The following is a 12,530-nucleotide window of genomic DNA, read 5'->3' on the forward strand; positions in this document are numbered from 1 at the left end:
TTACCGCCAAGCTTACACTATTCGGCTCAGCGAGGCCTAGGAGAATCCAAAAGTATGCCGGAGCCGCTCCCATATTCCCCCTCCATGCACCTCGCAATAGATGGTGGGCTCCGTCCCCTCGATAAACACCTCCGACACCTGTTCAGGGCAGCGAAATGTCGCCAGCTGCCCGGTCTTGGGGTCGATGTTGCGAGTCACCACACCGGGCGGCATCGCGAACGAAGGGACGTTGGGCGGGATCACCCGCCGCGCGAGATCCATCCAGATCGGCAAGGCCGCCTGCGATCCTGTCAGCCGCAACGGCCGTTCATCGTCGTACCCGACCCAGACCCCGATCACCAGATCGGACGTATAGCCAACGAACCAGGCGTCCCGATAGCCGTCGGTGGTGCCGGTTTTCCCTGCCACCGCGCCCTGTAGTCCCAGCACGTTGGCCTTGTTCGCAGTCCCCCGCTGGATCACCCCTTCGAGCAGGGAGGTCAAGACGTAGGCCCCTTGAGGCGAAGTCGCCAACAATCGATCCGGCACAGGATTCCAGACGAGGGCTCCCTGCCGGTCTCTCGTCGAACGCACCAGGGTCGGCTTTACCGCAATCCCTCCGTTGGCGATCGTGCCATAGGCGGACGTGATCTCCAGCAACGACACAGACGAACTCCCCAAGGCCACCGACGAAAGGTCCTGGCCGATGGGACTCGTCACACCCAGACGATGCAGCAGCTGCACGATCGGCTTGGTCCCTACGGCCTTGGCCACCCACACGGCCGGCACATTGAATGACTGTTCCAGCGCGGTCCGCACCGTGACCTGCCCGTGAAACTGCTTGTCGTAATTTTGCGGCGACCAGGAACCGGCCTCGGACTTAAAGGTCATCGGGTCGTCCGCCAACAGACTCGAAACGGTCAGATGGCCGGCCTGCCCTTCACGCGCCGCTTCCAGCGCTGCAAGGTAGACGAAGGGTTTGAAGAGGGAGCCCGGTTGCCGTCGCGCCTGCACGGCGCGATTGAATTGACTCAGCCGGTAGTTCCTCCCTCCGGCCAACGCCAGCACGGACCCGGTCTTGGGATCGAGCACCACCACCGCCCCCTGCACCGGCTCCGTCGAACCCTTGAGATGGGGATGCGTGGCCTCTAACGTCGCCAGCCCCTTTGCCAACGATTCGGTCGCCGCCTGCTGGATCATCGGATCGAGCGTGCTCTCGATCCGCAACCCCTCCGGCAACGGCACCACCCCGACCTCTTCCACCTCCCGAAGCAGGGCATCGACGAAGTAGGGTGCATCGGTCAGGACCTCTTCCGACGGAGCCACGCGCAGCGGCGCCTGGGCCGCGCGAGCCCAGGCCTCCTCCGTCAGGAGACCGGTCTCTCTCAAGCGCCGCAACACGACATCGCGCCGCTGCTTCGCCAGCTCCGGATGTTTCGTCGGCGCATAGCTATTGGGTCCCTTGATCAGACCTGTGATCATCGCGATCTCTTCGACCGTCAATTCCTGCAGCGTTTTACCGAAATACCGATGGGCCGCCTCGCGCACCCCATAGAGCGACACGAATCCCGCCTGCCCCAGATAGATTTCGTTCAGATAGCTTTCCAGGATCTCCTGTTTTGTATACTTCACTTCCAGGACCAGCGCCGCCATCGCCTCCTTGACCTTTCGCCCCATCGTCCGCTGCGGCGAATAAAACAAATTCTTCGCCAGCTGCTGCGTGATCGTGCTGCCGCCCTGCACCACCCCACCCTTGGTAACATTGATCCAGAGCGCCCGCCCAACGGCAACCGGATCGATGCCGAAATGGGAATAGAACCGGCTGTCTTCGATGGCCAGGACCGCCTCGATGATCTGCGGGGGGATCTGCGCCAAGGGAATCCATTCGCGCACTTGGCGCGACTCGCCCCGGACGCCGCTGAGCAGCTCCGGCTCCAGATAGATGGGAAAGAGCGACGTACCATCCAACGGAGACAGGACCGCCGTCACACGCCCCTGCTCCAGCGGCAACCGCACCATCGTCGCCCCGACCTGATTCTCAGGCTGTTCGTGGAGATAGATCGTGAGGGCCTGACCGGTCAGCTGATAGTCGCCGGGGGACTGCACCGGCCCTGTCACCTGCCGATAGCCCAGCCGTTGCAACCGCTCCAGCAAGCGGCTGTGCGTCAGCGAAAGATCCGGCTTCAGGAGAAAGGGACCACTGTAGAGACGCAGAGGCGGATGGGCATCGCTCTTGGGCAGTTCGAGAAAGGTCGCGAGATAGGCGCCATACAGCAGGAGGGCAAAACACAATGTAGCGGCGAGGCCTCCCAAGGCCAGGCTCGCATAGGTCACCCATCGCACAGGTTTTTGATCAGCCATGCACTCCGATCTTCTGAGGCAGAAGCGAACCGACCACCATCCCAGCCGCAGCCGCGAGAAGCCCGGCCAGTTGCGGAGGCCAGATCGAATCGGACGGACCGAATAGTTCCAGCCCCAGCCAAGTCATCAAGCCGGCCGCGAGGGCGCACAAAGCTCCCTGCGTCGTCGCGCGGGGCCAAAAGAGCCCGGCGCAGAGAGGCACGAAGGCCGCCACCAGCGTCACCTTATAGGTGTTCACCACGAGTTGATAGATGCTGGCACTGGAACTCAGAGCGATGATGAGGACCAGGGCAGCAAAGGCCACCACCACCAGCCGCATGACCCGCAGCAACTCCCAGTCGCTCAGCTGAGGCAGCAGCCCCTTGATCACATTCTCGCTCAACATCACAGAGGGCGCCAATAACGTCGCGCTCGCGCAGCTCATCACCGCCGAAAGGACCGCCCCGAAAAACACGATCTGCGCAAAGACCGGCGTATGACGCAGGATCAAGGTCGGCAGCACCAGCTGAGAATCCTCGGCCAAAAGACTAGTGAACGTCGTCGGATCGACCAGCGTGGCCGCATAAGCCAGAAACATCGGCACGAAACAAAAACAAAAATAGAGCACCCCGCCCAGGATCGAGCCCCGCACCGCCGTTCGTTCATCCTTCGCCGAAGTGATGCGCTGAAACACGTCCTGTTGGGGAATCGATCCGAGCATCATGGTGATCCAGGCGCCGATAAAGGGAATCCAGGCCGCAGCCGTGGCACTGGGGAAGAACTCCAGCTTGCCTGCCTGAGCCGCATGGCTGATCACCGCCTCCACCCCTCCGGCCAAACCGCTGACGACCGACGTAATATAGAGCAGGCCTCCCATGATCACGGAGATTTGCACGAAGTCCAAAATCGCGACGGAGAACATGCCCCCGAAGGTCGTATAGGTCAGGACGATCAGCGCGCCGATCACCATCCCGACCGGCTGGCTCACGGCCCCCTCCGTCACCACGTTCAGGACCAAGCCCAACACCTTAAACTGCGCCGCCACCCACCCGAGATAAGACACCACGATACAGAGGGCACAGAGCACCTCGACCGTGCGGTTGTACTTCAACCGATAGAAGTCGCCGACGGTCAGGAGATTCATCCGGTAGAAGCGGGGGGCAAAGAACAACCCGGCCAGGATCAGGCAAAGGCTCGACCCGAAGGGATCGGCCACCACGCCGCGCAACCCGTCCTTCACAAAGGTGGCAGAGATTCCGAGCACCGCCTCTGCCCCGAACCAGGTCGCAAAGACCGTGGCGATCACGACCGGCAAAGGCAAGCTCCGGCCGGCCAACGCAAAATCCTTCGTGTTATGGACCCGCCTGGCGGCAGCCAGACCGATCCCCACAGACAGGAGCAGATAGAGAATGACGAATCCAAGAATCATGACATAGCTCAGATGGAGGTGTGGCCGGATTCTAGCGAGGCTGCTGCATTGGCGCAACGTCCGAAAGGATAAGACGCAGCCACCGATCCACGTTCATGTGTTTAGCCGGTTACGGAAAAACTATTGTGCCGCGCAGTGACATCGCGCTACCCTACAGCACTCCAGGGCTTGCGATATCAGGTCCATCGCCGTCACACATAAAGAAAGGACAGCTCATGCGCTTCGTTGTCTCCTGTTTAGTTGCCGTGCTCAGCCTGGGAACCTCTGCGGCCTTTGCCGCCACCCCAGAGCCCGCGAACGATGAACAAAAAACCCTCTACGCCCTGGGCTTAGCCATCAGCCAATCGCTCGGCGTCTTCAACCTGAACGAGTCCGAGCTTGAGCTCGTGAAGTCCGGCATCACCGACGGCGTTTTCAAAAAGACCCCGAAAGTGGAGCTCCAGACCTTCGGCCCGAAGATTCAACTCCTGCAGCAGGCCCGCGCCTCAGTCGTTGCAGACGCGGAGAAGAAAGCCGGAGCCGCCTTCCTCGCGAAAGCCGCAGCAGAGCATGGCGCCAAGAAAACCGAGTCCGGCGCGATCCTCACGATGATCAAAGAAGGCAAAGGCGCAACCCCGAAAGCCACGGATACGGTCAAGGTGCATTACCACGGGACCCTGACCGACGGGACCGTGTTCGATAGTTCCGTCAAACGCGGCGAGCCCGCCACGTTCGGCTTGAACCAAGTGATCAAGTGCTGGACCGAGGGGGTGCAGCTGATGAAGGTCGGCAGCAAGGGTAAGCTGACCTGCCCCTCGAATCTGGCCTATGGCGACAAGGGCGCGCCCCCGACGATCAAGCCGGGCTCGACCCTGGTGTTCGAAGTCGAACTCCTCGAAATCGTCGCAGCCAAGTAGTTCCGCACGATAGTGCTCACGAGGCCGAGCGGGACAACCTCCCGCTCGGCCTCGTGTTTTTCACTGCGCACACCCAACGAAGGTTGGTTCATCTCGTCTATCTGGTTTGGCAGATCTGAAATTCATCCGGAAGGACCAGAAAGACCATCCACCCAGACAGACGAACCTCTGCGCACGTCCAACGAGGGCCTTCCGATCTTCCACACCTCTCTTTAGGGGAGTGGCCGAGGCTGCCCTTCACTGCGCGCATCGAACGAGCACATTCTGATCGTGCGCGTTCTGCGCGAGCAGTGAAGGGCACCTGGCCGCTCCCTGCCAGCCCCCCCTTGTAGTTCGGCCCCCCAACCCGTACACTGTACTCTTCGCGATCCAGCCTGGCCTGAATAGTCCTGCCCGATCGTTCACTAGCAGATTCGGTTAATTTATCCATTCGGACACTAGAGCTATGCCACCTACAATTCTCTTGAGCTGCGAGTCCATCACCAAAACCTACGGCGTGAAACCGTTGTTTTCGGATCTATCGGTCGGGTTAGCCGAAGGCGATCATGTCGGGTTGGTGGGACCCAACGGCTCCGGCAAGTCAACCTTGCTGAAGATCATGGCAGGGCTCGAAGAACCGGATGAGGGCACCAGATCGATGCGTCGGCAGCTCCGCGTCGGCTACGTGCCGCAAGAACCGTTATTCGACGGAGCCCATACGATTGAAGAAGTCCTCGCGCAGGTCCTCATCGACGAAGGTCTGGACCCCCATGAACATAGCGGCCGCACTGCCGCAGCCCTCAGCCTGGGCGAGTTCCCCGCAGCAGACCAGTCCACGGCCTCGCTTTCGGGAGGCTGGAAGAAACGTCTGGCCATCGTCCGCTCACTGATGCTGGAGCCGGACGTCCTGCTAATGGACGAACCGACCAACCACTTAGACGTCGAAGGCATCCTCTGGCTGGAACGATTACTTCGAGCCGAAGCCCGCGCCTTTCTCGTCGTCAGCCACGACCGGCGTTTTCTGGAAGCCGTCACGTCGCGGATGATCGAGATCAATCGCAGCTATCCGAACGGCGCATTCGAAGCCAAAGGCAACTACAGCGACTTCCTGGAACAGCGGGATGCAGCCCTGCATGCGCAAGCCAACTATGAAGCCTCCTTGGCCAACCGGGTCCGCCGCGAAGTGGAATGGCTCAGACGCGGCCCCAAGGCCCGCACGACCAAAGCCAAATCGAGAATCGATTCAGCGGGCCGCTTGATCGAGGAATTGAGCAGCGCCGAATCCAGGAAAGACCCTGGCACGGCCGGCATCAATTTCACCTCATCGGGACGCCGATCCAAACAGTTGGTCGAAGCCACGCAACTTTCCAAATCGCTCGGCGGTCGTCCGATCGTCACGAACCTCGATCTGCTGCTCGGACCGGGCCAGCGAATCGGCTTGCTGGGACCGAACGGCAGCGGCAAGAGCACGCTGCTCAAGCTCATCGCTGGAACCCTCAAGCCGGATTCAGGCACCGTCACCCGCGCGGACAAACTGCGCGTGGTCACCTTCGAACAGCACCGCGAATCGCTGGACCAATCCATCTCGCTCCGCCGGGCCCTCGCCCCCTATGGCGATTCGGTCGTCTATCAAGACCGCGAAGTGCATCTCGTCTCCTGGGCGAAACGATTTCTCTTCCGGTCGGAGCAGTTGGATCTCCCCGTCTCCCGTCTCTCTGGAGGCGAACAGGCCCGGCTCCTCATCGCCAGACTAATGCTGCAGCCAGCCGACCTCCTAATCCTGGACGAACCGACGAACGACTTGGATATTCCGACGCTCGACGTATTGGAAGACAGTCTGGTGGAGTTCCCCGGCGCCTTGATGCTAGTCACGCACGACCGATGGCTCCTGGACCGCGTCTCCACCATGTTGCTCGCGCTGGACGGTACAGGCCAGACCGAATGGTTCGCCGACTATGCGCAATGGGAATCAGCACAAGAACGAAAAGCGGCAGAAGAGAACCGCGCGGCGAGCTCACGCCCCTCCAAGGCCTCACGCTCCGAGTCGGACTCGACTCCGAAAGCGAAAAAGACAGGCCTCTCCTATCGGGAGCAAAAGGAATGGGCAAAGATGGAACAGCGCATCCTCCAGGCCGAAGAGACCATCGCGACCTGTCAGGCCGCCGTGGAAGATCCGGCCATCGCCTCCAATGCCACAGCATTGCAAGAACGATCCGCCGCGCTGGATGCAGCCAAGACAGCCGCTGAACGGCTCTATGCACGCTGGACCGAACTCGAAGGCAAACAGACGGAGGCCGCCGGACAACCGCAGGCCTAGCCCCTCCCGCAGGATGCTCAAACAGTTCGTCCAGCAAGGCCGCAGGCGAGTCGAAACCGGAAGCGTACCCTCAGGGGTACGTTGAGGATTTCGATGAGCCGAGAACGAAACTGGCGGACTGCTTCAGCATCCTGCACCCGTCGCCTTGCAGGCCGCACTAAATTCTGTACAATGCAGCCATGCGCATGACTGCTTCTCTCTCCTCACTATTGATCGTCACCCTCGCCTTGACCGCATCCGGCTGTGAGTCGACCGACCAAACCCTCGGTGCCGCAAAACGAATCGCCACGGGCCAAACCGGCCAGACCATCATCGATCTCGCTCAGGGAAAAGATCCGGCACAGATCGCCAAGAAGCGTCTTGAGCAATATGCGCGCAATCCCAATGCGTTGCTCAAAGACCTACAGGAGGCCAAGAAAGACCTAGAGGCCATCCTGACCGCCCTCGGAGTGAATGTCGGAAAGACCTGGGGCAAGGAAGAGGTCAAACTCCCCGAGCAGAAAAAATATGTGAAGTACACGCAGAACTATAAGAGTCGGGCCATCGTCGACTTCGATGCGGGCGAGATCCTGATCGAGACGCTGGACGAGCAAGACCCTCAGCGCAGTCTCAAGAATGCCGTGGTCACGACGATCCTGACCCCGGAAGATCCCCGAGCGGTCGATTTATTTTCCGACAAAGAAATCGTCCTCACCGGCGACAAGGCCCCCTACCTCTTCGACCTCGTCCACGATCAGCAGAATAAACCGGTGCGCACGCCGACAGAAGCGGAGTCCTTCGCGACCTATCTCCTTGAAAAGAAATCTGCCACCAGGGCGATCGACCAGGAGGGGACCAAGAAGACGGCCCACTTCGTCAAAATTGCGATGGTGCCCAATCTTGCGGTGAAGCAGGCGGACAAATACCGGACGCTGGTTCACCAGTTCGCGCAGCAATATCACATCAGCCCCAGCCTGGTCTTCGCCATCATCCGCACCGAGAGCAACTTCAATCCCTTTGCCGTCAGCTCGGCTCCGGCCTATGGGCTCATGCAACTGGTCCCCACCAGCGGAGGACGCGAAGCCTACCGCAAAGCGAAAGGCCAGGACGTGTCCCCCTCGCGGGATTACCTCTTCAACCCGGCCAACAACGTCGAGCTGGGCGCCGCCTATTTGAATGTCTTGATGTTCAATCAGCTGGAGCCAGTCACACACAACGTGTCGCGCGAATACTGCGTGATCGCCGCCTACAACACCGGTCCGAGCAACGTGTTCCGCACCTTCTCACGCGACCGCACGGCTGCCGTCAACCAGATCAACAGCCTTCAGCCATCCGGCGTCTACGCCCAATTACACCAGCACCTGCCCTACGAAGAAACCCGCCATTACCTGGAGAAGGTGACCGGCTACCGCAAATACTTCGTCAGCTCGTCCGAGATTTCTGCTCAGTAGGGACGACCCACCTCGCCCCTCTCGCGACACAGGCATGGCTCCACTTCATGTTCATAACTGAGTCAGGTACACTGCAGGCGCAGACCCAACAGATAACTGCATATAGGATGCTCAAAAAGGCCGACAGCAAGGCCGCAGGCGAGTCGAAACCGGAGGCGTACCCTCAGGGGTACGTTGAGGATTTCGATGAGCCGAGAACGAAGCTGCCGGCTTTTTTCAGCAGCCTGGTGAGTGAGCATGAGAGAGAAGAACTACGACGCGATCATCGTTGGTGCCGGTCACAACGGACTCGTGACTGCCTGCTACCTGGCCAAGGCTGGCTGGAAGGTGCTGATGCTGGAGCGACGCTATATCGTCGGCGGCGCTTGCGTGACGGAAGAAACCTTCCCCGGCTTCAAGGTCTCCACTGCGTCGTATGTGAACAGCCTCTTCCGCAAGGAGATCATCAAGGATCTCGGCCTTGAATCCTACGGGCTGAAAATTCTGGAACGTAATCCCTCCTCCTTCACGCCCTTCCCCGATGGCCGCCATCTCTTGCTCGGTCCCGATCCGGCACTGAACCATCGACAGATTGCCAAGTTCAGCCTCAAGGACGCGAACGCCTATCCGGCGTACGAGGCCATGCTCGAACGGATGGCCACGGTCCTCGAACCGCTGCTGACCATGAGCCCGCCCAATCTGGCAAATCCAGGACTGCGAGACCTCTGGACGCTCTATCAAGCGGGCAAGCCGTTTCAAGCCATGGGGCCAGCCATGAGCGAAGCTTTTGAAATTCTCACCGCCCCGGCCAGGCAGATTCTGGATCGCTGGTTTGAATCGGAGGAGCTCAAGGCGACGCTCGCGACCGATGCCATCATCGGCGCGATGGCTTCTCCCTCGACGCCTGGCACCGCCTACGTCCTCTTCCACCATGTGATGGGTGAGACAAACGGAAAGCGAGGAGTCTGGGGCTATGTGCAGGGAGGCATGGGAAGAATCACGCAATCATTAGCGGCAGCAGCCCGTGATCTGAAGGTCGAGATCCGTTGCGAATCTGAGGTGGCAAAGATCCTCGTCAAGGACGGCAGGGTCCTGGGCGTTTCCCTCGCCAACGGAGAGGACTGTCACGCGCCGGTCGTGGCCAGCAATGCCGATGCGCAGGTGACCTTTACCCGTTTGCTGGACGCGCAGCAGCTTCCAGCAGAATTCTCCGAGGCCGTCAGCCGCATCAATTACGAAAGCGCGTCGCTGAAAATCAATGTGGCCCTGAGTGAGTTGCCGAACTTTCTGGCCTGCCCTGGCCTGGAGCCAGGCCCACAGCATCGCGGCACCATCCACATCAGCCCGGACCTGGATTACATCGAGCGGGCCTTCGACGAGGCGAAATATGGGCAGCCGTCGCAACGGCCCATTCTGGAATGCACGATCCCCTCGGTCGTCGATCCCACCGTGGCCCCGCCCGGCCAACATCTCATGTCGATGTTCGTGCAGTACGCCCCTTACAAATTGCGTGGCGCGACCTGGGACGATCTGCGTGAAAGTTTCGCCGATCGCTGCTTCGCCGTCCTGAACGACTATGCGCCGAACTTTCAGCGCTCCGTCCTCGCCAGGCAAGTGTTGACGCCGCTCGATCTCGAACGGACCTTCAATCTGACCGGCGGGAATATCTTTCAAGGAGCCATGACGCTCAATCAGCTCTTTGCCTGCCGGCCTGTGCCGGGATTCGCCAACTACCGCACCCCGATCACAGGGCTCTACCTCTGTGGAGCCGCAGCCCATCCAGGCGGAGGAGTCATGGGCATCGCCGGCGCAAATGCCGCAAGAGAAATTCTCTCATCCACCTCGTCGCTTTCGAGACTCGTGAAGCGTATCTCGTGACGCGTCGTTCGTTTTCCGATTCGGACGTTTCACGTCTCACCTCTCACGAACGCCACGGCCTCTGCCAGCCTGCCACCAGCCTCACCTTTTCCCCTCTTGACGGGGTTATGGCCCAAGCGTAACGTAAAGGTGTCCTGTCGAACCGCCTCATGGTAGTAGGTGGTAGCCATGGTCCTCCTTGGGAAACAGATCCAACGGTGCGACCCTGCCAGTTGTAACCTTCGTACTAATCGCGCACTTTCCAACGATATAGCCCGCTTGTCTCGCGAGGGAACTCCTGCGCGCACGCTCCGTCACGCGCTCACAGCATCCCCGTCTCTCGCACCCTCATTCAACAGAACGGACCGAACAAGTCCGCCGTCACTCACTCAACGCGGTATTACGTCACTCGAGCTGGACGACCCGCGGAAATTGACCGCTCGCCGAATGGCCCGAGACAACCAGGAGGTCGTTATGTCCTACAAATACACCACCATCGATGTCATCGTGGGTGTGGGCATGTGCGCCATCGTCTTCGGCGCACTCCTGTTTTTTGTCGCAGCCACGGGAACATTCCAGGTCGCCCCGATCTCGTATACGCCGATTGAGCAATCGACGGAGATGCTGGCCGGCATGGCCATGCTCCAACCAGCGCTCGGGCAAGCCATCGTCGAGCGTGAACTCCTGGAGCGCCGAACCAGCCAGGGCATGGCAGGTGCCATCGCCCTGTGGAACAAGGCGACCCTGGCCCAGCAGAATCTGGAATCCCTCCCCGGCGGACCGTTCGGAGCGGTCCGCCGCGACGCAATCACCGTCCCGGACGATCATGCAGCCCGCATCCAGACCGTCATGGGCCGGGAGATCGTGAATTTCACAAAACGTGGCATTCAGAGTGGGCTGTTGTCTGCCGATCGATACCGCTCCCGATACAACAGCCTCATGATTCACAGAAGCGACGCCAGAGCGCAGCGGCGCGATATCGAGTTTGCCTCGACCTGGCAGGCGACGCTTGGGCGCGGGATTGTCGAAGCGGCCCAGAACTACAGACGCCTGAGCGCGTCGATCCAGGAGCAGCTGGGTAGCGCGATTCTGCAGATGACGCATCTGCAAGCCACGCGCGAAGAAAGCCGGGCCGCGAACCAATATCAACTGGCCAGCTTAATCACCGCAGCCGTTCGCACCGGGGCCCTGGCGGATCGGATCGAGCTGCTCGCCGCAGCAGAGCCCAAGGCCAAACCGGCAGTGGTGGCCTCTCAGGACACAGCCTCCCTGCCGCAGGTCCCGATGGGCGTCCTGATTGCAGCCGCGCTCGGATTAGCCGCGGTATTTTTCGGAGGACTCACGATGGCCGGATCGCTGCGGGAGCGGAAAGCGATGGCAGAGATGAACCGTAACAATGCCCGGTGGGTCTATCGCACCGCGGCGTAACACAGGAGGAGAAGCAGAGAAGGGAGGCCGGTCCCTCACAGGGGCGTGCCGGAGATCAAACCCCGGCACGCCCCTTTGTTCGTGAAACGTGAAACGTAAAGCGTGAAACGTTTCGGAAGAAGAGCGCTCGGCAGTCCTACGTTTCACACAGATGGCGCGCGCAGAAAACAATCGCTCGCATGATCGTTCACCAGACCTGCCGCTTGCAGATAGGCATAGATGATCGTGCTGCCGACGAAACGAAACCCGCGCTTCTTGAGATCCTTCGAAAGTGTATCGCTGACTGCGTTCGTGGCGGGCACCTCTGCCATCCTGGTCCAGCGATTGACGATCGGCTCACCGCCGACGAATGACCAGACATAGACATCGAATGAACCGAATTCCTCCTGGACCGCAAGAAAGGCCTGCGCATTGGTCACAGCCGAATCGATCTTGAGCCGGTTGCGGATGATCCCGGGATTCTTGAGCAACAGGGCTTTCCTCTTCGCCGTGAATCGCGCCACCTTCTTCGGGTCGAACTTCGCAAATGCCTTCCGATAACCTTCCCGCCGCAGCAAGATCGTTTCCCAAGTAAGGCCGGCCTGCGCGCCTTCCAGAATCAGCATCTCGAAATGTTTCCGGTCATCGTGAATCGGCATGCCCCACTCTTGGTCATGATAGATAATGAAATGAGGCTTGGCCCCAACCCACCCACAGCGAGTTTTATTGTCGACAATCGGACGAACAGGTTTGGGCATCAATACAACCATCGGCTCAGAACACAGCCGCCTTCTACTTCAGATGAACGGGAATAAACCATTTCAGTCTCATGCGACCGAAGTCGGTCCGCGCATGGGAAACAGCAGGAGCCCGCTCCCGCAGGCTGCTCAAAATGTTCGTCCAGCAAGGCCGCAGGC

9 protein-coding genes are annotated in these 12,530 nt (G+C 60.2%); 5 read left to right on the forward strand and 4 right to left on the reverse strand.

Annotation, left to right across the window (positions count from 1 at the left end; translation table 11 throughout):
* Positions 1 to 36: 36 nt before the first annotated feature.
* Both NT179_08845 and NT179_08850 read right to left on the reverse strand, forming a co-directional pair.
* On the reverse strand, positions 37 to 2,340 hold the full coding sequence (locus NT179_08845) for a PBP1A family penicillin-binding protein (protein MCX5722119.1): 2,304 nt from the start codon (positions 2,338 to 2,340) through the stop codon (positions 37 to 39).
* A complete protein-coding gene (locus NT179_08850; protein ID MCX5722120.1) occupies positions 2,333 to 3,748 on the reverse strand; it encodes a sodium:solute symporter family protein in 1,416 nt (471 codons plus the stop codon). The genes NT179_08845 and NT179_08850 overlap by 8 nt, the downstream gene beginning before the upstream one ends.
* Before the next feature lie 215 nt (positions 3,749 to 3,963).
* On the opposite strand from NT179_08850, the gene NT179_08855 reads away from it, so the two are divergent.
* The 4 genes from NT179_08855 to NT179_08870 all read left to right on the forward strand — a co-directional run bounded on the left by NT179_08855 (position 3,964) and on the right by NT179_08870 (position 10,227).
* On the forward strand, positions 3,964 to 4,644 hold the full coding sequence (locus NT179_08855; GenBank protein MCX5722121.1) for an FKBP-type peptidyl-prolyl cis-trans isomerase: 681 nt from the start codon (positions 3,964 to 3,966) through the stop codon (positions 4,642 to 4,644).
* A 445-nt stretch (positions 4,645 to 5,089) separates the two neighbouring features.
* Positions 5,090 to 6,940, forward strand: coding sequence for an ABC-F family ATP-binding cassette domain-containing protein (locus NT179_08860; GenBank protein ID MCX5722122.1), 1,851 nt, complete (start codon positions 5,090 to 5,092; stop codon positions 6,938 to 6,940).
* A gap of 185 nt (positions 6,941 to 7,125) precedes the next feature.
* Positions 7,126 to 8,370, forward strand: a complete 1,245-nt coding sequence (locus tag NT179_08865; GenBank protein ID MCX5722123.1) for a murein transglycosylase domain-containing protein — start codon at positions 7,126 to 7,128, stop codon at positions 8,368 to 8,370.
* A gap of 237 nt (positions 8,371 to 8,607) precedes the next feature.
* Entirely contained in the window at positions 8,608 to 10,227 is a 1,620-nt protein-coding gene (locus NT179_08870; GenBank protein ID MCX5722124.1) for an NAD(P)/FAD-dependent oxidoreductase, read from the forward strand.
* Positions 10,228 to 10,256: 29 nt separating this feature from the next.
* Here NT179_08870 and NT179_08875 read toward each other — a convergent pair whose 3' ends face one another.
* Complete coding sequence (locus NT179_08875) at positions 10,257 to 10,397, reverse strand: hypothetical protein (GenBank protein MCX5722125.1); 141 nt, start codon at positions 10,395 to 10,397, stop codon at positions 10,257 to 10,259.
* 283 nt (positions 10,398 to 10,680) lie between these two features.
* Here NT179_08875 and NT179_08880 point away from each other — a divergent pair, with 283 nt between their 5' ends.
* Positions 10,681 to 11,634 carry a hypothetical protein gene (locus tag NT179_08880; protein ID MCX5722126.1) on the forward strand — a complete coding sequence of 318 codons (954 nt, stop codon included), beginning with the start codon at positions 10,681 to 10,683 and terminating at the stop codon, positions 11,632 to 11,634.
* A gap of 143 nt (positions 11,635 to 11,777) precedes the next feature.
* Here the strand turns inward: NT179_08880 and NT179_08885 are convergent, their stop codons facing one another.
* A complete protein-coding gene (locus NT179_08885) occupies positions 11,778 to 12,371 on the reverse strand; it encodes a DNA-3-methyladenine glycosylase I (protein ID MCX5722127.1) in 594 nt (197 codons plus the stop codon).
* Positions 12,372 to 12,530: the final 159 nt, after the last annotated feature.

Source organism: Nitrospirota bacterium (assembly GCA_026387665.1).
Classification (GTDB): Bacteria; Nitrospirota; Nitrospiria; order Nitrospirales; family Nitrospiraceae; genus Palsa-1315.

Coding starts and splice junctions, on each gene's coding strand:
- NT179_08880 (MCX5722126.1), top strand. CDS start 10,681: ATGTCCTACAAATACACCACCATCGATGTCATCGTGGGTGTGGGCATG.
- NT179_08875 (MCX5722125.1), bottom strand. CDS start 10,397: ATGGCTACCACCTACTACCATGAGGCGGTTCGACAGGACACCTTTACG.
- NT179_08850 (MCX5722120.1), bottom strand. CDS start 3,748: ATGATTCTTGGATTCGTCATTCTCTATCTGCTCCTGTCTGTGGGGATC.
- NT179_08860 (MCX5722122.1), top strand. CDS start 5,090: ATGCCACCTACAATTCTCTTGAGCTGCGAGTCCATCACCAAAACCTAC.
- NT179_08865 (MCX5722123.1), top strand. CDS start 7,126: ATGACTGCTTCTCTCTCCTCACTATTGATCGTCACCCTCGCCTTGACC.
- NT179_08870 (MCX5722124.1), top strand. CDS start 8,608: ATGAGAGAGAAGAACTACGACGCGATCATCGTTGGTGCCGGTCACAAC.
- NT179_08885 (MCX5722127.1), bottom strand. CDS start 12,371: ATGCCCAAACCTGTTCGTCCGATTGTCGACAATAAAACTCGCTGTGGG.
- NT179_08855 (MCX5722121.1), top strand. CDS start 3,964: ATGCGCTTCGTTGTCTCCTGTTTAGTTGCCGTGCTCAGCCTGGGAACC.
- NT179_08845 (MCX5722119.1), bottom strand. CDS start 2,340: ATGGCTGATCAAAAACCTGTGCGATGGGTGACCTATGCGAGCCTGGCC.